Annotated in this window: 11 protein-coding genes; all 11 read right to left on the bottom strand. The window is 75.8% G+C overall.

All coding sequences use genetic code 11. The features are described 5' to 3' along the window. Positions 1 to 203: 203 nt before the first annotated feature. On the bottom strand, positions 204 to 3,635 hold the full coding sequence (locus tag AB0D32_RS22855; RefSeq protein ID WP_357093562.1) for a DUF6519 domain-containing protein: 3,432 nt from the start codon (positions 3,633 to 3,635) through the stop codon (positions 204 to 206). Then, the gene (locus AB0D32_RS22850) at positions 3,632 to 5,755 is read right to left on the bottom strand and encodes a phage tail protein (RefSeq protein ID WP_357093559.1); all 2,124 of its coding nucleotides are present in this window, start codon (positions 5,753 to 5,755) and stop codon (positions 3,632 to 3,634) included. The genes AB0D32_RS22855 and AB0D32_RS22850 overlap by 4 nt, the downstream gene beginning before the upstream one ends. After that, on the bottom strand, positions 5,752 to 8,208 hold the full coding sequence (locus tag AB0D32_RS22845) for a putative baseplate assembly protein (RefSeq protein WP_357093556.1): 2,457 nt from the start codon (positions 8,206 to 8,208) through the stop codon (positions 5,752 to 5,754). Before AB0D32_RS22845 ends, AB0D32_RS22850 begins: the two co-directional genes overlap by 4 nt. After that, positions 8,205 to 10,583, bottom strand: a complete 2,379-nt coding sequence (locus tag AB0D32_RS22840; RefSeq protein ID WP_357093554.1) for a baseplate J/gp47 family protein — start codon at positions 10,581 to 10,583, stop codon at positions 8,205 to 8,207. The genes AB0D32_RS22845 and AB0D32_RS22840 overlap by 4 nt, the downstream gene beginning before the upstream one ends. After that, a complete protein-coding gene (locus tag AB0D32_RS22835; RefSeq protein ID WP_357093551.1) occupies positions 10,580 to 10,942 on the bottom strand; it encodes a GPW/gp25 family protein in 363 nt (120 codons plus the stop codon). Before AB0D32_RS22835 ends, AB0D32_RS22840 begins: the two co-directional genes overlap by 4 nt. Beyond that, positions 10,939 to 11,283, bottom strand: a complete 345-nt coding sequence (locus tag AB0D32_RS22830; RefSeq protein ID WP_357093548.1) for a hypothetical protein — start codon at positions 11,281 to 11,283, stop codon at positions 10,939 to 10,941. The genes AB0D32_RS22835 and AB0D32_RS22830 overlap by 4 nt, the downstream gene beginning before the upstream one ends. Continuing rightward, positions 11,283 to 11,789, bottom strand: coding sequence for a phage baseplate assembly protein V (locus AB0D32_RS22825; RefSeq protein ID WP_357093545.1), 507 nt, complete (start codon positions 11,787 to 11,789; stop codon positions 11,283 to 11,285). Before AB0D32_RS22825 ends, AB0D32_RS22830 begins: the two co-directional genes overlap by 1 nt. Beyond that, positions 11,786 to 12,937 carry a hypothetical protein gene (locus AB0D32_RS22820; protein ID WP_357093542.1) on the bottom strand — a complete coding sequence of 384 codons (1,152 nt, stop codon included), beginning with the start codon at positions 12,935 to 12,937 and terminating at the stop codon, positions 11,786 to 11,788. Before AB0D32_RS22820 ends, AB0D32_RS22825 begins: the two co-directional genes overlap by 4 nt. Beyond that, positions 12,930 to 13,352, bottom strand: a complete 423-nt coding sequence (locus AB0D32_RS22815; RefSeq protein WP_357093539.1) for a hypothetical protein — start codon at positions 13,350 to 13,352, stop codon at positions 12,930 to 12,932. The genes AB0D32_RS22820 and AB0D32_RS22815 overlap by 8 nt, the downstream gene beginning before the upstream one ends. Then, positions 13,349 to 13,993: a hypothetical protein gene (locus AB0D32_RS22810; protein ID WP_357093536.1), complete on the bottom strand. Its 645-nt coding sequence runs from the start codon at positions 13,991 to 13,993 to the stop codon at positions 13,349 to 13,351. Before AB0D32_RS22810 ends, AB0D32_RS22815 begins: the two co-directional genes overlap by 4 nt. After that, a partial coding sequence (locus AB0D32_RS22805) for a hypothetical protein (RefSeq protein WP_357093533.1) occupies positions 13,990 to 21,048 on the bottom strand: 7,059 nt, incomplete at its 5' end. The genes AB0D32_RS22805 and AB0D32_RS22810, both read right to left, overlap by 4 nt.

Raw genomic sequence — 21,048 nt, 5'->3', positions numbered from 1 at the left:
TTGCCCGGACAGCAGGGCACGGGTGGGATGAAGGTGACGGACAAAGGGACAAGGCGGGCCCGTGAGGACCCGCCTTGCCGCTGTTGACGACTACCAGAGGATTTGAACCCCTAGACCACATCCGCGATCTGCAACCGTGCTGAGTGGCAGTCACCGAAAGCGTAGGCCGGACCGGACGACCGCGCAGTCGCCCAGGTGACAGCTCAGCTCACGTTGCCCGAGTTCCGCGCACCGCCGCCGACCAGGATCGGCCCGTCCGTCGAGACGTTGTCGGTGACCGACCACAGGCGCTTGGCCGGTGCGCCGGACCAGGACGGGTTGCACATGATCCCGGGGTCGCAGTTCTGTGCGAGGTTGTCCCGGATCGCCATGATCGGACCGCCGGCCCCGTACGCCCAGACGCCGAGACCGGTGCCGGCGGCCACCGAGATCCGGTTGTCGGAGACGAACACGTGGCGCAGGTTGCCGATCTTGATGCCGCGGATCGTGCCGGAGCCGCGCCACCAGGCCTTGTAGAGGTGGATGTCGTTGCCGGTGACCCGAACGGTGCGGCCGTGGATGGGCGGCCCTGGGCGGTACGACACCCCGATGTGGATGCCCTCGGCCACCTGGTCGAAGCGGCAGTCGGAGACCTCGACGTCCCCGACGGCCGTTCCGCCCCCGATCACCACCCCGCAGGCGCCCACCGACGTCTCGGCCGCCGCCGCCAGCTCCAGCCGGTACGCGCGGGCGTACCTGTCGCCGAAGGCCGGCTCCACCAGGATGCGGTTCGCGACGCTGCGCAGGTGCCGGGCGGCGGCGGAGGGCGTCTGCACCGGGCGGGACGGCGGCGAGGCGGCGACCGCGGCCTCCCACGCGCCCTGGCCCAGCGCCGAGTCGAAGCGCAGGCTGGCGCCCGGGGCGGGCAGGGCGACCTCGCGGCGGTCCCGGGCGATGTCGTCGGCCCGCCGCACGTCGACCCCCTCGCCGACCAGGTAGTCGCGCAGCGTCTGGCGGCCCTCGTCGGTGTCGAAGATCCGTCCGGCACCCTCGCCGAGGCGTCCCTTGAGCGAGGTGAGCTGCCGCTTGTAGCTGGGCAGCCGGCTCGGGTCCTGCGTGGCCTGGTCCGCCAGGCGCAGCACGTACGCCCCGGCGGCCTCCTCGCCGCGCAGGTCCTCGGCCGTGGGCGGGTGCAGCGTGGTCAGCGTCCGCCACTCGCTCTCCGGGACGGTGGAGTTCATCCGTACGCCCCACTGGCCGACCCGTACGACGGTGTTCCACTCGCCGCGTTCCAGCCGGTCGTCGCGGTCCAGGGCGAGCCGGCCGACGAGCTGGGTGGCCAGTTGGCTGCGGAACTTCTCGTCCTTGACCAACTCGGCCAGGGTGAGCGAGGCCGGGCGGGGCGGGCAGGAGAAACGGCAGCGGGTGACGATGGCGTGGTCGGGGTTGACCAGCAGCACGCCCTGCTGGCCGTGGCCGATGCGGAAGTCCGAGTCGAGCACCCGGACCCGACCCGGCGGGGTGCCCTGGTCGTTGCGGACGGTCAGGCAGGTGCTCTGCGGTGACGCGCCGGCCACCCCGGTGAGCTGGACGTGCTCGACGCTGACCTCGGCGCAATTCACGGCGGTGACCGGGCCGAGCCGGTTCGAGTCGTACGCGGGGCCGGGGGTCTCCACCGCCAGCTGGGCCACCGACACGGTGCCACAGTTGACGAACATCAGCGCGTGCTCGTGGCCCTGCACCCGGACGCGGCTGGCCGGGCCGCTCCCCAGCAGCCGGATGTTGGCCCGCCCGGTGAAGGTGACCGGCGTGTTGCTGGTGTAGAGGCCGGGGGCGAAGCAGATCAGCACGTCACCGGCGGGCAGGGTGTTCAGGGCCTGCACCCAGTCCATGCCCGGCCGGACCGTCACCGTCGCCCAGCCGCCCGTGGTGGCGGCGGCGAGCTGGTTGATGGCGGCCTGCACGGTGGCCGAGCCGGCCAGCGCCGGGTGCCCGGTCGGGTCGTACGACACCCGGTCGGCGCGGGACAGGGCGGCGGTGAAGGTCAGGGGCAGGCCGGTGGGCTGCCCGGCCTCGTCGAGCAGGACGGCGGTGACCTCCTGGGTGGCGGCGGCGGAGTCGAGCTGCCAGGCGCAGCGGGCCCGCCCGTCGGTGCCCGTCTCGACGGTGACGGTGGCGGCGGTGGTGGCGCCGGAGGTCACCCGGCCCTGGCCGATGGTGACGCTGAACCTGACGCGGGCCTTGGCGACGGGCCGGCCGCCGACGGCGACGCCGGCCACCAGGTCGTGGCCGAGCGGCACCAGGGTCGCCGGGCCGGCCGGCACCGGAACGGCCTCCTGGCCGTCCCCGCCGAGCAGGCTCAGGGCGAGCTGCCCGGTCAGTGGGGCGAACACCGGCCGGCAGTCGCGCAGCACACTCCACTGGCTGCCGTCGTACGCGACGACGCCGAGCCGGCCGTGGGAGCGGCGTGGGCCGTGCGGGGTCTGCGGCACGGGGGTGGTGCCGACCCGCGGCCACTGGACGTCGTGCACCGCCGCCCGGGCGGGGAACGACCACCAGTCCCCGGTGCGGTAGCCGCCCGACGCGCCGAAGCGGATCCTGATGCCGAGTTCCAGGTCGAGTTCGGCGCCGCCGGCCGGCACGGTGCCCCGCCCGTCCCAGCGGCGCACCCGCGGCCGGCTCGGGAAACCGGCCCGGTCGAGGCTGCCGGTGGCGGTGGCGGGGCGGATCACGATCCGGTCACCCTCGACCCGGTCGACCTGGACGAGGGTGCCGGGCAGGCCGTTCTGCTCCCGGCCGTCGTCGGTCAGCTCCACCCAGGATCCGTTGGCGAAGCCGGCGCTGCCGTCGCGGCCGGGGACCTTCACGGTCAGCACGTCGACGTCGATGCTCTCCCACGTCGCCACCGTCGAGGCGTTGTCGCGGGACCAGACGTAGGTGGCCGCGCCCGGGCCGCCGCCGGCCAGGATCTCCACCCGGTAGTACTGGTTGTCCAGGCCCGTGTACGGCGAGCCGGTCGGGATGACGCAGTCGCCGCCCGCGGCGCCGGTCGGGTCGGCGCGTACGGCGAGGGTGCCGGTGGAGGCGGCGGTCAGCTCGGCCCAGCCGGGCGGGGCGTCCGCGCAGCCGACCGGGGTGCCCGGCGGCCCGGCCTGCACCAGCCGCACCTGCCATACGGTGCGCAGGCGGGTGGCGGTGTCCGGTCCGCCGAGGGCGACCTCGCGCAGACCCGGGTCCTCGATGGCGGTCACGTGCTGCGGCCACACCTGGAGCCAGGCGACGTAGACGCCGGCGGGCACCGGCGTGCCGGTGGGCAGCCACGTGCCGTCGAGGCGGCGTACGAAGGGGCCGGCCGCCGGCAGGTCGGGCTGGGCGAGGACGGAGACCTGCGCGTCGTTCTCGCAGAGCACCCCGTCGAGGTAGTACCGGCCGGCCGACAGCTTCAGGTCGGCCCCGCCGGTGAGCGCGAACGCCCCGCCGGCCAGCGGCGCGCCGACCGGGCCGACCACGTCGGTCAGCGCGGTGGCCCGCAGGTGCGCCTGGATGTCCTGCTGCTCGTTCCAGTCGGCGTCCAGGTCCACCCGGCCCTGCTGCTTGCGTACGCTCGTCGCGTGCCGCCGCTGGTCGAACGTGGAGCGGCTGATGTCGCCCTTCATGATGGGGTTCCTCCGGTCGGCAGGACGGGCAGGGCAGCGGCCACCCGCCCCAGCGGCAGGTACTCCGCCAGGGCGAGGGCGAGGTTGTTGAGCCGTTGCGGGGTCGCCGCGCGCCGGAACGCGCCCATCTCGGCGCCGGACTCCGCGCCGGTGTGCAGTTCCGTGGCGGCGGAGCCGGCCAACCGGCCGTAGGTGGCGTCGCCGTAGCGGGTGCTGGCGAACGCCGGCCCGACCCGGGTGGCCACGTCGGGGTCGCCGGGGTGGGCCTGCTGGGCCAGGTCCGGCTGGCAGCGGTAGCGGCGCGGGGTGACCGACCCGGGCCGCAGGTAGCTGAAGCGGACGTGGCCCTGCTGCCGCCTCGCCACGGTGACCGGCTGGTCGAAGAGACAGTCCGTGGCGGTCAGCACCCGCACGTCGGTGCCGCCGAGAACGGTCACCCCGGCCAGGTCGGCCTCGGCGTCCGGGGCGGCGATCCCGCCGTGGACCAGGGTGTCCGCCACGGTGAGCGGGCCGTCGCCGGCGGCCAGCGCGCCGGTGACGCAGCGGTGCACGCCCACCCGCGTCCGGTCGTTGCCGGCGGCGACGGTGAGGCCGGTCGCCGCCGGGCCGACCGTGCAGTGCCGCAGCTCGATCCGGCCCAGGCCGGGTCCGCCGTCGGCGGGCGCGGCAACGGTCACCGGCCCGGAGAGCAGCAGCCCGTCGACGACCAGCTCGCCGGGGCGCTCGCCGGTGCCGGTGCCGGCGACCGACAGGCCGCCGAGCAGGCAGGGCCGGACGCCGACCGGGTCGAGGTCGGCCTGCCGGCGCGGCCGGTCCGGCGGCCGGGGCCACCGGGCGGCGAGGAGGCTCAGCCGGCTGCCCTGCCCGACCCGTACGGTCAGGTCCTCCGGGTAGCGGTGGCTGTCGGTGAGCACGATCCGCCCGGCCGTGCCCGGGTGGGCAGCCTGCCAGTCGTGCCAGGCGGTGACGGCCTCCCCGATCGAGGCGACGACCTCGCCGGGGCGCGGCGGCTCGGTCACGCTCACCGCGAGCTGCCAGTCGACCGGGCCGTCGGCCGCGCCCAGGTCGCCCCGCCGGGGGTACGGGCCGGCGCCCACGTCGGCGCCGAAGGCGTACCACCAGGAGACCGCGAGGCGGTGCACGGGCCGGCCGGCCGCGACCGTTACCCGGCCGCGCACCGGGTCGACCCGCACCAGGCTGCCGGTCGGCCGCTCCCAGCCGGCCAGGTCGCAGATCCGCAGGTGTTCCAGCGGTATAGGGCGCAGCTCGTCGCCGGGGGCCGGCTGGATCCACACGACGAAGGAGGGGTCGTCCTCCCGGAACCAGCGCAGCTCCTGCGGGGCGGGCGGGGCGGCGGAGGCGAGCGCGGCCAGCTCGTCGCGCAGCGGGCGGCGGCGCAGCGGACCGGGCACGTTGGCCTCGTCGGCGCGGTGGTCGATGTCGGGCTCGGTCACCGTCGGCCCGGTGAGCTGCCGGCCCACCCCGACCGGGTCGATCCACCACCGGCCGTCCGGTGGGTCGGCGGCCGGGGCGGCGGTGGCCCGGTCCAGCCGGTACGACGGCAGCGGCCACACGTACATGCCGATGTGGGGGATGTTGGGGCGGGCCTGCCCGGCGTCCATCGCCCGCACGTCCACCGTCCGGCAGACCGGCTCGAACGGGCCGCCGACCAGTTCGAGTGGCCCGGCGTCGCGGATCGCGGCGGTGGCGGGCGCGGTCCGGACGTGGTTGACGTGCTGGGTGGTCACCAGGCGTTCGAAGAACTCGACGGCGGCGGTGCTCCAGCCGGTGTTCGCCCGGGTCAGCTCCTCCAGCGCGGCGGTGGTGCCCTTGCGCCGCCGGAACCGGATCGTGTCGGCCACCCGGGCCCGGTCGGAGAACCCGGTGCCGTCGGCCAGCGGGTGCAGCCGGCCCGCGCCCACCAGCTCACCGAGATACGGCACCACCCACTCGGCGCAGGTCTCGACGAACCAGTCGTCCGAGAGCTGGTCGACGTCGGCGGCGAGCGCGGCGGCCTGCTCCGCCATCACCTCCACCAGGGCCCGCAGCACCCCGCCGGCCGCCTCGTCCTGGCTGCGCAGGGCGGCCGGCAGCAGCGCCCAGATCTCCTCGGCCCTCACGATGCCTCCAACAGGGTGACGTCACCGGCGTCGGCGGTGAGCAGGTCGGCGGGGAGCAGCAGGTCGCCCGTACGGCGCGCCGGTGCGGCGGCGATGACCTCGGCCCGGCTGGGGGGCTGCTCGGCGTCGTACAGCAGCTCCAGCACCACCGCCGCGACCCCGGGCACCGTGTGCAGCAGGGCCTGCACCTCGCTGGCGCGTACCGGCTGGGCGTAGTCGCGGGCGTCGAAGCTCAGGCCGGCGACGAGCGCCGACCGGGCGGCGGCGGCGACCGCCGCGAACCGGTGCCCGGGCGCGACGAGCAGCCGGGCGGACACGGCGACCCGGCGGCGGCGGTGGCCGAGGATGCGCACCGGCACGGCGGGCTGCCGGGCGGCGTCGAGGGCGCGCAGCAGGTCGGCGCGCACCGGTGCGTCCTGCGGGAGCACCGCGCCGTCGGGGCCGGCCACGGTGAGCAGGACGATCTGCCGGTGCCCGTCCCAGACCAGGTCCGCGCGGGCCTTGCCGATCCCGGCGAACGCGCGGGCGAAGTCGGCGTGGTCGTGCAGGGAGACCACCCGGCCCAGGGTCCGTACGGCCAGCGGGGCGTTGCGGCGCGCCCGGTCCACGCCCTCCGGGTCGTCGGCGCCGGCGGCGGGCACCGGATTGGTGACCTCCATCAGGCCCAGCGGCCGGGACAGCGGGATGGTCAGCCGGCCCGGCGCCAGGTCGGCCAGGCGGCCGATCCCGGACCGGTAGGTGGCCACCACGTTGTCCTGCCCGGTGGGCAGCCGCGCCCCGGTCCGGCCGTCGCCGAAGGTGACGGTGACCGTGCCGTCGTCGGCCCGGCGCACGGTGTAGACCCGGGCCGTGGCGGGCTGACCGAGCAGGGCCGGCACCTCCTGCCAGCGCACCCCGTCCACCCAGACCGCGAGAGTGGTGCGCGACCCGCTGGCGGTGGCGGCGGAGACGTGGGTCAGCGGCGCGTGCCGCAGCGCGAACCGCTGGAACGCCTGCCGGGCGTCGCCGCCGCCGAGCACCTCGGCCCGGCTCTCCCCGTGGGTTGCCTTCGCCACGTTGCCCAGCACCCGGACGCTGTCGCGCCGGTAGGTGTGCGCGACGCCCGCCTCGAGGTCGACCGTGCCGGCGTCGCGGACCCGCTGCACGGTGACCACCTCGCAGACCGCCGCGCCGGCCGGGTCGACGCCGGTGAGCACCAGCCGCCGGCCGGGCTCCAGCCCGGGCGTCGGGCGGGCCAGCTCCAGGGTCGACGCCCGGGCCAGCGGTGCGGTGAGCGGCAGCGGAGCGAGGGGGAGCAGCCGGCTGTCGCCGAGCACCGTCGTCGAACGGCGGGAGAAGGTGTCCGAGTCGCCGCCGGTGACGGTGACGCGGGTGGTGCGGGCGGCGATGCCGAAGTCCGCCACCGGCAGCTCCGCGACCGCGCCCACCCGGCGCAGCTGGGGCGTCCCGCCGGTCTCCAGCACCAGCCACGACCCGGCCACGACCGACGGGTACGACTGGTCCAGGTGCAGCTCGCGGACGTTCGCGGCGAACGGGGCGTCCACCCAGCTGGCCTCCCGGTTCGCGTACGCCCCGGGCAGCACCTGGTTGGTGCCCGGGTCAAGCTCGCCCCCCCTTAGCGCCACGGGCAGCGCCGACCAGGGCTGGGCCTGGTAGCCGAACAGCGCGGCCCGCTGCGCCAGCAGGTGCACCTGCACCCCGGGCACCTGGTGGCGCAGCTCCGCCCCGAGGAGCCGGGCGGTGACCGGCGCGTCCAACCCCACCACGGTGTACGCGGGCACCACCTGCCCGCCGTCGAGGGCGGTCGCCGCCTGCGGCAGCACCGCCGTGACGGCCCGCACCCGGCGTACGTCGAACCAGTCGGGGCCGAGCAGCAGCAGCGCGTTGCCGGGGACGAGCACGGTGTCCGTGCCGGCCAGGAAGAGGGTGTCGTCCCCGGGGCGGGGGGCGCGCGGCTCGGTGACGCGCAGCCCCACGGCGTTCAGCTCGGGGCGGGCGAGCAGCGGTTCGACCGTCTCGAAGACCTGGGGCAGCTCGCCGGGGCCGGGCACGCTCTGCGCCTGGCTGCCCGCCGGGACCGGCACCCCGTCCGGCGCGCCGGGGGTGGCGGTGACGGTGAAGGAGAGCCAGGTGGTGGCGGCCACCCCGGGACGCAGCTCGTAGCCGATGGCCCGGGCCAGCATCAGCACCGAGCCGCGCTCGGTGGCTGTGCCGAGGAAGCCCTCGTTGGCGATCCGCTCCTGGTAGAAGGCGAGCACGTCCAGGGTGCCCGCCCAGGCGTGCAGCAGGGCCACGGCCGGGTCGTCGGCCTCGCGGGTGGTCAGCCCGGCCAGCTCCGGCCGGGTGCCGAGCCGGGCCAGCATGTCGGCGACGAAGTCCGCCTGCCGGCCGAGGCGGTAGTCGATGCCGCCCCGGCCGGGCGGGTTGGGCCCCCGGCCCGCTCGTGTCGTCACAGTCCACCCACCAGGTCGAGGTGCAGGATGCCGTGCTCCGGCACGCTGGGGTCGTTGTCGAGGCGGATCACCTCGGTGCCGCCGGTACGCAGCACCCGGGCGGCCAGCTCGCCGCCCGGTGCCACGCCCACCGGGTGCAGTTCGGTGACCCGGACGTCGGTGACGCCCGGGACGGTCACCGCGGCGGCGAGCAACTGGCTGACGTAGAGCGGCGTGCCGAAGCTGAACCGGTCGGGGTGGAAGAAGCCGCGACGCCCGCCGGGCAGGTCCCGGTCGGAGAAGAGCTCCAGCAGTGCCCGGCGGACGTCGGAGCGGAACGCCCCGGGCGTCACGCACACCCACAGCCGCAGCTCCACCGGCAGGTCCACCGGGTCACGCAGTTGCAGGTCGTACCCGGCCACCCGGAACCGGTCGAGCCGGCCGGCCAGCCGGCGGGCCAGTCCCGCCTCGGTGGCCAGCCGTTGGCCGCCGAGCAGGTCGAGGGTGAGGAACACCGTCCACCAGGAACCGGTCCAGCGGATCCGGGCGGTGGCGCCCGCCACCTCCGGCAGCCGCAGCGCAGCGGCGACCCAGTCGGCGGTGGTGACCGCGCGTTGCTGGGTGGCGAAGGCGACCGGCGCGTGCTGGCGGGCGTGCTCGATGTCCTCCGGGTCGGTGCCGCCGACGGCGGGCAGCGGGTTGGTCACGCCGAGGACACCGGAGCGGTCGGTGACCAGGGTGGTCAGCGCGTCGTGGCCGAGGTTGCCGGCCGCGCCGCCCCCGCGCCACCAGGTCGCCTGGAACACCGTGCCGGCCGGCGGCCGGCGGCCCGACACGTCGTCGCCGAAGCGCAGGCCGACCCGGCCGTCACGCTCCCGTTCCGGGACGAAGCCCTGGTCGAACCGGTCGGCGTTGAGCAGGTCCCGCCGGGGCCGCCAACTGCCCTCGGCGGTCTCCAGCCGGATCAGCGGCAGCGCGGCGTGCGGGTCCTGGCCGAGGGCCTGGCTGGCCGGCGCGTCCACCGGGAACGGGGCTGCCGCCGCCACCGGTTCGGCGGTGAGCACCGGCCGCCACCGCGCCTCTGCGGCGGGCGGCAGTTGGCCGCGTACCGCGATGGCGTGCTGGACGGCCACCACGTTGCCCCGGGCGACCGCGCAGGTGACGAGCTGGCCGGTGCCCGTACCGGCGACGGATGCCGTGACGGTGAGCGGGAACGCCAGCCGGTCGGCGGCGCTCCACCGCACCTCCAGCACGTCCACCCCCTCCACCGGGTCGGTGCCCGGACGCACCGACACCAGCCGGACGACCTGCCGGTGCGTGGGGTCCGCGTCGGCGCGCCGGCCGGTGGCGGGGGAGAGCACCTCCTCCAGCAGCAGCAGGTCGCCGGCGGCCAGCCCGGTGGCCGGCTGGTCGACCAGGGTGGCCCGGGTCGCGCCGGCCGGCAGGCAGCAGTCCCGGCCGCCCCAGACGTGCAGGGGGATCTCGTTGCGGGCGGCGCGCGGGGCGAGCGCGGTCAGCGTCTCGAAGCCGGTGGCGCCGTCGGCCAGCAGCGGCGCCGCGTCGTCGGGCGGCAGGGCCGGGGTGGCCCGGTCGGCGGCCAGGACCGGGGTGCCGGCCGGGACACCCCGGCTCTCGGCGTCGGAACCGGCGGCGACCCGCACGCTGAGCCAGGCCCGGGCGGCGCAGCCGTCGTGCACGGCGTAGTCGAGCAGCCGGGCGTGCCGGCGCACCGAGACGCGGCTGCGGGCGGTGCCGAGATACGCCTCGGTGCCGGCGGCGTCCTGCCGGTAGGAGAGCCGGTCGGCGACGTGCGCCAACGCCTCCACCACGGTGATCAGCGGGTCGGCCGGGTTGCGCTCGGCCCAGCCGGGCAGGGCCGCGAGCCGGTCGAGCATCAGCCGCCGGAAGCCGGCGTAGTCCTTGGCGAGGTAGTCGGTCGGCGCGGGGGATGCCGGCGGCGCGGGCACGGCCGGCGCGGCGGGGGCCGGGTCCAGGTCGCTGGGGCAGTTCGCCTTGAAGGAGAAACTGGCCGCCGCCAGCACCGGATCGAACCCGGGCGGCACCCGGTCGTCCACCGCCGAACGCACCAGCCGCAGCGTGTACGGGGAGAAGTCGCCGGCCCGGTCCACCCGCACGGTGAGCACCGCCCCGGCGGCGGCCACGGTGAGCACCCGCACACCGGTGATCCGCACGCCCCCGTCGACGACCACGTTGCCGGCGACCAGCGCCGCGCCGCCGGGCACGCCGCCCGACTGGCCGGGCAGCGGGTGCAGGAACCCGACCCGCAGCAGCTTCTGGTCGGCCGCGTCCACCTCGACCCAGTCGACGCCGTTGAAGGCGCTGCCGGGGCGGGCGACCTCGGCCCGGCGTTCGTCGTCGGTGCACCGCACGCTCATCCGGTCCCCCTCGAGATCCGCACCCGCGCCGGGCGGCCGGTGGCGCGCAACCGGTAGCCGACGTGCACCCGTACGGCCGCCTCGGCCAGGTCGACGCGGACCTCGTCCACCTCGATCAGCTCGCCGAGCCAGCGCTGCAACGCGCTGCGGGCCTGCAACTCGGCGGCCCCCACCACCGCCTCGTCGACGGGGGCGAAGAGAAGTTGGCCGAGACCGGTGCCGAAGTCCGGCCGGTTGACCCGTTCACCCGGCGCGGTGAACAGGACCGCCTCCACCAGGTCGGCGACGTGCCGCTCCGGGCCGGCCAGCCCGGAGCGGCCCCGGTTGTCGGGGCGCCACGGAAAGGCCGGGTACGTCACGTCGCCACCGCCCTCACCTGGAACCCGGCCACCGTGGGCGGTCCCTGCGGGATGCCCTCGGCGCTCACGGCCAGCCCGACGCTGGTGGCGAGCATCGCCGGCTGGCCGTTGACCAGCACCCGGGCGGCCGGGGTGGTCCACTGGATTCGCACGCACGGCTGGGGCTTGGTGCCGGCGCCGACCGGCACCTGGAACGGGCAGCCGCCGACCGGGTACGCGTCGGCGGCGGTGACCACCGGCATCCCGCCGACCAGCACCCGGGAGTTGCCGGTCTGCGCGGTGACCGGCCCGGCGTGCGGGCAGGAGACGACGGCGGCGACGTGCAGCAGCGGGCCGGGCATCACGTCACCGTCAGCGCGGTCTGGTTGACGGCCACGGTCGGCCCGACCAGCGTGATCGAGGCGCCCTTGCCGTTGGAGATGACGATCCCGGTGTCGTTGATCGAGATCATCGCCCCGGTCAGCGTCTTGAGCAGGATGCCGCCGGCCGGGCCGGGCGCGTCCGAGATCATCAGGGTGGCCTGGCCGGGCGTCTGCAACACGATCGGCGGGGTGGGCGGCGGGGCGGCGGCCACCAGCGCGGGAATCTCCGCCTTCGAGCCGTACCAGCAGCCGGTCCAGATCGGGTGGTCGGCGTCGCCCTGCTCGAACTCCACCCACACGCCGGTGCCGGGCAGCGGCACCGTGAACACGCCGGCCTGGATGCCGGCGAGCGGGAAACAGGGCATCGCCCAGCTCGACGGGGGCAGCGTGACGTCCGGGACGGTCACCTGGATGCGGCCCTGCTGCAACGGGTCGATGTGGTTCACCACCGTGCCGCGATACTTGCCGTAGTACCTGGTCGTCATGCCTGTGCCCTCCCGGAGGTGGAGATGTGGGCGTTGCGGCCGAGGGTGAAACGCTGCTTCACCTCGCCCGCCTTGACGGTCGTGGTCACGCTCTTCACCACGTACTCGCCGTCGTAGGCGCGCCCGGCGCCGCGCACCCCGACCAGTCGCCGGCACTGCAACAGCCGGCCGTAGCGCAGCACGTCCAGCGAGCCGGAGCCGGTGACGACGTTCGCCGACTGGGCGGCGCGGGCCAGGCCCCGGGCGAGGGTCTGCACCACGTCCATCCGGGCGGTGGCGTCGTCGGTGCCGCTCGCGTTCGACCGGCCGACGTTCATCCGCCGGTACGACAGCGGGATCGGGATCCGGCGGCCCAGCGGCGGGTTCAGCGGGGTGACGTCGGGCACCGGGAGCACGATCGGCACCCGGACCTGCTCCGGGAAGATGGTGAGCAGGTAGAGGCTCTTCTGCACCCCGTCGAACGAGAACGACAGCGACTCCACGTTGGACCCGGCGTCGGCGTTCACGGTCAGCGCCGGCTGGGGCTGGCCCGCGCGGACCTCCGGCCCCCAGTAGGCGGTGTTCATGCCGGGCGTGGGCCCCGGCTCGACGTAGAAGGTGTAGCCGACCTCGTCGGCCAGTTGCGACACGTACGCGAAGGTGGTGCCGCGTACCGCCGGGATCCGCTGGATCGGGTTCGGCGCGAAGACCAGCACGCTGGGCACCAGCATCGGCATCACCCCGTACGCGGCGAACGGGGCCAGCAGGGTCAGCACCCGGGCCTCCGCCGGCATCGGCATCGGCAGGTCCGACAGGTCGATCAGGTCCATCATCTGGCTCACGTCGACGCCGGTGAGGGTGAGCGTGGACGCCCCGGCGTCGTTGCTGCTGGCCACGTCGTGCCGGGTGACGACCCCGTCCGAGAGCACCTGCGGCCGGCCGTCGAGGTGCAGCACCAGCAGCACCCGCGTCGGCGGGTCGAGGCTGCCGTCGGCGAGCATCCGTTCCACCAGCGAGCCCCGGCCCAGGGCGAAACGCAGCTGGAACCCGGAACGCTGCCCGGCGTTCTGGGTGACCTGCGCCTCCTGCAACGCCTCCACCAGCCCGTACGGGGCGGGGCGGAACGTCAGCGGCCCGACCAGCAGTTGCAGGCGTACGCCCCTAGACATCGCCGCCTCCCGGGAAGCCCTCGGGCAGCGCCACCCGCACCACCCGGCCCGGCTGCTCCAGCTCGGCCGGATCGAAGGCGCCGTTGGCGTCGCAGAGCTGCCAGAAGGCGGTCGGGTCGCCGACGGTACGGGCGGCCAGCAGGTCGACCCGGTCACCGTCGGCGACCTGTTCCCAGCCGGCGGTGGCGAGCCGCTCGGCGGGCGGCACGAACCGGCGGCGCAGGTGGACCATCTCCTGGCCGGTGTCGGGGTCCACGGTGACCGTGGTGCCGACGCCCGCGTACCGGCTCTGCGGGGGGATCGCCCCGGGCGACGGCTCGCCGACGCCGCCGGTGCCGGTGGCGGCGAAGAGGGTCTCCGCGACGCGGCTGTGGGCGGCCACCAGGGCCGGGTCGGTGTCGTTCGGCCCGTTCACGGCAGCCGGTCGATTCCGAGGTCGCCCAGCCGGCCGCCGCGGGCCCGGCCGGCGAGCTGTTCGAGCTGCTGGTGGGCGGCCATGGCGAGGCCGCCGGCCCGCCCGGCGGTGCCCACGTCGTTGACGGTCAGCACCCGCAGACCCAGCCGGATCTTGGCGCGGATCGGGTTCAGCATGGGGTCGAACGCCTCCTCCGTGATGGTCAGTTCGGTGATGCGTACGGGCCAGAGCCGGCGTCGCCCGAAGGCCAGCAGCAGCAGCGGAGCCGGCGGGGGTACGACCTCCAGGGTTCCGGCGGCCAGCAGCGCGGCGGCGTCCTGCACGGCGGCGAGGCTCGGGTAGGCCAGTGATTCCAGGGCGGCGAGCTGCGCGGTCAGGCCGAGTTCGGTGACGTCCCGTTCGGCGAGCTGGTCGGCGGCGTCGAGTTCGGCCTCCAGGGTGAGGGTCTGCACGGGTGGGCCGGTGATCCGCAGCGCCTCGCCCTTCGCGCCGCCCTCCGCGCCGCCGGTCTTGAGCTGGAAGCCCCGGGTCAGCGCGTCCGGGTTGTACTGGAGGGTGATCACGCGCCGGGTCCGGCCGCTGTCCGGGTCGAGGACGACCAGGCCGGCGCGGAGCAGGCGGGGGCTGAGCGGGCTGGTCACGGGGTGCCTCCTGCGGTGGTGCGCCGCCAGCGGATCCGCTCGGCGACGGCGCGGGTGATCCGTCCGGTCAGCAGCTGCGGGGTGAGCCCGTCGAAGGTGAGTCGCGCGTCGGTGAGGTCGGTGATCCGGATCTGCCCGGTGGACACGCCGACGGAGTCGAAGAGCAGGTTCATCCGGGCCACGGTGGCGCGCTCCAGCGCGATCGGGCGCAGTGCGCCGGGGCGGCCAGCCCCACCGGCGGCGCGCCGCATCCCGCCGCCGACGGTGAGGTGGAGCAGCGCGTCGGGGGCCAGCACGATCTCGTTGCTCCCGCCGAGCGGCAGGGTGATCTCGCGCGGGTTGTCGATCGAGAGGTCCACGTCGACGTTGCGGATGTCCAGCCGGCCCGGCGGGTCGGTCGAGGGCTCGTCGTCGCCGAGGTCGGCGATGGTGTGCAACAGGTCGTCGCGGGATCCGGGGGGCGGCCGCAGCAGCCGGTTGAGCCGCACGAGGTGTGCGGTGCGGGCCTGTTCCACCTCGCCGGTGGTGAGCTGCCAGCGCAGCACGTCGATGTCGGTGTCCGGCGGCGGCGCCCCCTCCGGCGCCATGGCGGGCACGTGCACCCGGTAGACGAGGGCGTTTCCCTCGACGACGAACCGGCCCGGTGTCCACCACGGCAGGGCCCCGGTGAGCCGCCGGTGGTCCACCGCGCCGTCGCGCAGGGCCAGCCGAACCTCCCAGGTCCGGGTGCCCCAGAGGAAACCGTCGTGGGCGACGTCGAAGTCGACGTGCCCGTTGAGGCTGTCGATGACCTCGCTCAGGTTGTAGGTGTCGAGGATCCGCAGCAGCGCGTCCCACTGGGACGCCATGGCGGCCCGCCGTCGGGCGCTGGTGGTCCGGGTCGGCGCGGCCGGGGCCGCACCGCCGAGCAGCGTCGCCAGGTCCAGGCTGAAGGTGGCGTTGCGGATGTCCAGCGACGGCAGTTCCCCGCCGCCGGTGCTCAGGTCGTGCGTGATGTCGCCGAGGAGGGCCTGCTCGACGAAGATGTGCAGCCCGAGACCGGTGTCGGTGAAGGTCAGGCCGGTGGCCTCGCCCCCGCGTACGGAGACGCGGCGGCTGGGAGCGGTGGTGCTGTCCGGGGCCGTCGGATCCTGTTCGTAGCCGATCGAGGTGAACCGCAGCCCGTACTCGGGCCGGCCGGCCGGCGCGCCGAGGAACCGCAGCTCCCGGCGGGCGTCGGCGGTGACCTGCGCCCGGATCCCGGTGAGGGAGGGATCGGCCAGTTTGAGCCGCAGACCGCCGTGGTCGAGGAAGTCGACGGTCAGTCCGGCGGCGGCGAAGTCGGCCGAGCCGCCGGAGAGGAAGGTGCCGATGTCGAAGCCGACGCGGGCGGCGTCGATCGCCCCGATGTTCAGGCCGCCGAGGATCCGCATGCCGGCTGCCGTCCGGGTCGCCTCCACGAGGAAGCCCTCCTGGCCCGCCGCGGGACGCAGCCGCAGTTCCCCGAGGACGGCCTCGATCTCCGGGCTGAGCCGGATGGTGTTGCCGTCGTGCAGGTCGACCAGCAGGCCGCTGGCCCGGGTCTGCTGCACCACCAGCTCGCGCAGCAGCAGCCGGCGGAACCGGCCGCCGGGGGTGCCGGCCGGGTGCAGGTCGACCCGGGCCCGCGCGGTGACGCCCAGCAGCGTGATCGCCCCCTCGCCCGGGCGGATCCGCAGGCCGAGGGATTCGCCCTGCCAGTCGAGGGCGTCCACGGAGACGCTGGCGAGACTGAGTCCCGGCTGGCCGTCCGGGCCGATCTCGATGCGGTCCGGGCCGATGCTGATGAGTCCGGTGTCCAGGCCCTGGATGCCGACGTGCTGGGTGTGCTCGCCCGGCCGGGGGCCGACGCCGAGGTGGCCCTCGCCGCCGACGACCCGGGCCTGCACCCGCCCGCCGCGGCCGAAGGCGAGGGTGAGCTGCGCGGCCCACAGCGCGCCGTCGACGTGCAGCGCGTCGCTGACCCGGCCGGCGATCTCCAGGCGGGTGGCGCCCGTGGTGAGCCGGCCGGCGGTCAGCCCGGCCGCCCGCGACCAGCGCAGGCCACGCAGGTCCACGTCGAGGATCTCCAACGGCGGCAGGTCGGGTTCCCCGGCGGGCACCGGCTCCGCGCGGCCGAGGCCGACGTCGAGCGTCGGATCGCGGTAGCGCAGGTCGCGGCCGGTGACCCGGTCGATGCGCAGCCGTTGCACGTGCAGCTCGGCGGTGGACGGGACGACCCGCCCGGCGGCGTCGCGTCCCTCGGGGGTGCTGTCCCAGCGGCCGCTGACGGTCAGCCCGTCCAGCACGGTCGGCCCGCGTGAGACGATCCGGCCGTCGCCGGCCCGCCAGTCGATCGCGCCGAGCTCGACGCGGGCCGGACCGACGTCCTCGAAGCGCAGCCCGCCGGCCCGTTCGGTGACGATCCTGCCGCCCAGTCCGGCCCGGCGCACGGTGACCGCCCCGTCGGGCGTACGCACGGTGGTGTCGGTGAGCGTGAGCCCGTCGAGCTGGATCCGCTGGCTGTCGGTGGGGTCGCTGACGATCCGGCCGGTGGCGGGGTCGACCTGGTGCGCGCCGGCCCGGATCAGGTCGACGGTGACCGCGGCGGCGCCCGGGCCGGCCGGCTGGCCGTCGAGCGTGCCGGTGATCGTGGTCGGCGGGCCCTGCAACGCGCGGGAGAGCACGCTGAACCGCAGCTGGTCGATCTGGCCGACGGTGAGCCGGCCGGCGTAGGTCAGCTCCGCGCCGGTGAGGTCCACGTCGAGGTCGCGCAGCCGGACGCCGACCAGCGAACCGGAGACCACCTCGACGGAGTAGCCGGGCGCCGGGTCGGTGACGTCCATGCCGATCTGGTCGGCGTCGATCCGGTCGATGACCATGCTGCGGACGAGTGCGCCGCGCACCTGCCGGCCGGCGGCCGTGGGACCGGTGCGTACCCGTACGTCGAGGCTCATCCGGCCGATCCGGGTGCTGCCCCGGGAGTGGAGGCTGCGGCCCGGGGAGTGGAAGCCGACCCCGGCCAGTTCGGTCTGCTCCACCACCAGGTCGGGCAGGCGCAGGTCGTCGCCGTCGGGCAGCACCCGGCCGTGGATGGCCTCGCCGGGTCGGCCGTCGGCGCGGGTGGGCGCGGTGAAGGCGATCCGGCGGGCCTCGGCGCCGGGGCCGGAGAGGCCGGTGACGGTCAGGTCGCCGACGCCGAAACCGACCGCGGTACGGCCCGCCGGCAGCCCCTGCGCGGCGGCCGCGCCGGCCAACTCGGCGGGGAGCGCTCCGCCGCCCGTGACGTCGAGATCGGCGCGAACCCGCAGCCGGTGCGCCTCGATCCGCTCGACGTGTGTGGCGCCGCTGTGCAGGTCGGTGGCGGTGACCTCGGCCAGCCGCAGTTCCGCGCCGAGCGTGTCCGGGGCCAGCGTGGCACTCAGCCCGGTGGCGGTCAGCCCGCCGACCGACAGGCCGAAGTACCGGCGGGCCCGTTCCCGCAGCTCCTGGAGTTCCCGCTCCTGTGCGGCGGTGCGGTGTCGGGGCAGGTACCTCCCGGTCGCGTCGACCGGTTCGGCGGGCAGCGACTCCAGGGTCCGGAGCCGGTCGAGGTCGGTCAGCCAGCGGGTCAGCTCGGCCCGCCGGGCAGCCCAGCGCGGCTCGTCGGGCAGAGCCCTCAACTGCTCGGCGACCTGCTCACGGGTGGGTAGGTCCGTCGCGGTGATCCGCAGGGCCGGCTCCCCGGCGGGGCCGGGCAGCAGCCGTACGCCGGCGACGCTGGCCGACGCGGTGCTGGCGCGGGCCACGGCGGCGGGGTCGGCGGGGGTACGGTCGCGGCGGAACCGGTCGATCAGCTCGTCGTCGGGGAGGTACTCCCCGGACCGGGAAGGCAGCGACCCCTCGGCGTGGATCGGGTCGATCTCCAGACCGGCCGCCTCGACGCGGCCGGTCAGTCCGGTCACCCGGATGCCGCCGACGTCGACGGTGCCGCCAGCGGACCGGCGCAGCTGGTCGGAGAGGCCGATCAGCCGTCGCCGTTCCGCCTCGGTCAGCGAGTCGGCGTGCCAGCGGTGCCGGGCCTCCAGCGCGTGCAGTTCCCGCTCCAGCGGCTCCAGCGCGGTGAGTTCGGTGGTGACGGCCGCCAGCCGCTGGTCCAGCGCGGCGCGCTCCGGCCCGGCGGCCCGGCCGAGCCGCTCCCGCAGCGACCGCTGCTCGGCGCGCAGCCGGGCCGGCAGGCTGTTGCCGAGGCCGATGAGGGTGCGGCCGACCTCGATCCGGCCGATCTGCTGCATGCCGGCGAAGGAGAGCCCCTCGGCGGTGGCGCTGGCGAAGCTGACCTGGAGCGAGTGCAGCATGGCGACGGCGTCGGTGGCCCGCTCGCCCACCGTGCGCGGTGGCCGGAACACCCCGTCGGTGAGCAGGCCGAGGGTGGCGTTGGCCAGCGGTGTGAACAGCTCCCCGGCGGTCAGCGAGGTGAACTGCCGGGCCAGGAAGGGTGCGCCGGCCGTGTACGGGGCGAGCAACGCGTCGCTGATCTTCGACAGGAACGGCAGCCCGCCGTAGAACGAGATGACGTTGTGCAGCAGGTGGATCAGCGGGTCGATCAGCGGGATGCCGATCCAGCCCCGCCGGCCCGGTTCGGTGACGTCCTCCCGGCCGGTCGCCCCGGTCCGGAAGAACAGCCTGGACAGGCCGAACCTGGTCAGCCCGAGCAGCCCGCCCGGCAGGGAATCGCCGGCGTACACGACGTCGGAGACGCTGAGCCCGCCCACCCCGGCCTGCGCGCCGACCGGCCGCTCGTAGCCCCGGTCGGAGAAGGACGCCACGACGTCCAGGTCGGTGAGGGTGACCCGGCCGGTACGCAGGGAACTGCCGGTGAACGTCCGGTTGAACCCGTCGAGCTCCAGGCGGGGCAGCCGGATGCGCAGGATGCCCTGCCGGGCGTCGACCGACATCGACAGCCGGTTGGTGTGCTCGCGGTCGGTGTCGCGCAGCCGGGCGCCGCCCAGGTCGCCGCTGATCCACTGCGCGTCGTGCAGGTCGAACTCGCGGAGCGTCACCTCCCGGGTGAACAGGCTCAGGCCGGTACGGCTGAGGAAGAGCAGCTTCAGCCCGACCGCGACCAGCCGGGCCAGGTCACCGACGACGGTCGGGGCGTCGTCGGTGCGCAGCGTCTCCGGGTCGAAGGAGGGTCGGCGTTCGGGGTGGTGCAGGCGCAGCTCGTCGACGAGGGTGGCCAGCCCGGGGACCCGGTCGGCACGCACGTCGCGGGAGCGCAGGAACACCCAACGGCGGTCGTCGAGGGCGTACAGCTGGACGATCAGCGAGCGCAGCTCGGTGGCGCGGTCGGCCCGCCACAGGCGGTCGTCGCGCAGCCGGTCGCGGAGCTGGTCGCGGGCCTCGACGCGGCGGGGCCCGGAGATCGCGGTGACCGCCAGGGAGGCCCGCATCTGCGGCGTCATCGCCGAGCGCAGCCGGGCCCACCGGTCGGGATCCTCCGCCTCCAAGCGGGCCTGGTCGGCGACCGGCAGGTTACGCACCAACTGGAAGGCCAGCCACGCCTCCCGGGGGTTCACCGCCCAGTCGGTCAGGCCGATGGCGAGCAGCTGGCGGGCCTGCCGTTCCAGGTGGGCGGGGTCGCGCAGGGCGAGCAGGTCCAGCAGCTCGGCCCGCCACATCTCGTGGGTGAGGTACGCGTCGGGCAGCGCGTCGAGGATGCGGTCCAGGTCGCGCAGCGCGTCGAGGCGGTGCACGGCGGTCCGCAGGGCCTCCCGGCCCGAGGCCGTCGCCGTGCCGGTCGGGTGCTGGTACCCGATCAACCGGCGGACCAGTTCCACGGACGTGACGCCGTCCAGGCCGTGCCGCACCACCCGGTGGATGTCGGCGACGATGGCGTCCGCGTCGACCTGTCCGGCGCTGCGGCGGGCCCGGTCCAGGGGCTCGGCGAGGCTGCCGACGCCCGCGTACCGGCCGGAGAGGACGTCCTCGGCGGGGATGTTCTCCTCCAGCCGCGCGAACCAGTGGCCCTGTTCCCGCCGCCGCCACCGGTCCTGGGCGGCCAGCGGCAGGCTGCGCACCAGCAGGTACGCGAAGCGGGCCTCGTGGTCACGCACCGCCCAGTCGAAGACCCCGTACGACAACAGCCCCTCGATCCGGGTGAGGTTCTGGTGTTCCTCCCGGGCGGCGAGTACGACGAGCAGCCGGGGGCCGAGGGGCGCCCCGACCCGTTTCTCCTCCCACGGCAGCTCTCCCAGCAGGGCGTCGATCCGGCCGGCCTCGTCGAGCCGGTGGACCACGTGGCGCAGCCGGGTGCCCGGCTCGGGCGGGCCGGCGGTGGCGGTGCCGGCCGGGTCGCCGGCGGTGGGTGGGGCCGGCGCCAGCCCCGCCAGCAGTTCCAGCGCCTGGCGGCCCTGCCGCTGGCCGATCAGCCGCTCGACGCGGCGCAGCTGGTCACGCAGCCCGGTGTCCTGGTCCAGGCGGCCGGCCTCGGCGTCGGTCCCGCCGAGCGCCGCGATCTGCTCGCGCAGGGCGTCGGCGTCGGTGCCGCGCGGCGGCGTCCCGGTCAGCAGCTCCCGGAAGTGCGCCTTGCGGTCGCCGGTGAGCAGTTCCCGCAGGACGCTGGTGCGCAGGGCGCGCAGCACGTCCAGCGCGGTGCGCCGCTCGACGGGGCCCAGCCCCGCGGTGTCCAGCCCGTGCACGTTGCCGGCGTCCAGCTCGCGCAGCAGGTAGGGCGTCTGCCCGCCGAGGGCGGCGAGGGCGGCGCGCGGGTAGAGGTGGTGGTGGCCGTCGTCGAGGGTGCGGCCCAGGTCGGTGCGTCGGGGCGCGGGCAGGCTGTGCACCAGGCTGCGGGCGACCAGGAAGGGCAGCGTGTCCAGCACCCGCAGGCAGCCGCGTACGTCGTCGCCGGAGACCCACAGGCCGTCGAGGAGGTCGATGATCCGGGCCCGCTCGGCCCGGTGGCGGCGGTCGACGAGGTCGCTGAGCCGTGCCTCCAGCGGCCCGGTCCCGGCCTCCCCGGCCTCGGTGCCGGGGGCCGGTCCGGGGCGGGGCGCGGTGGCGACGGCGCCGGTGTCGGC

It is taken from the genome of Micromonospora sp. NPDC048170 (assembly GCF_040652795.1).
GTDB lineage: Bacteria > Actinomycetota > Actinomycetes > Mycobacteriales > Micromonosporaceae > Micromonospora.
The sequence above is the reverse complement of the archived record's forward strand: the minus strand, read 5'-3'. Positions and strand labels throughout refer to the sequence as shown.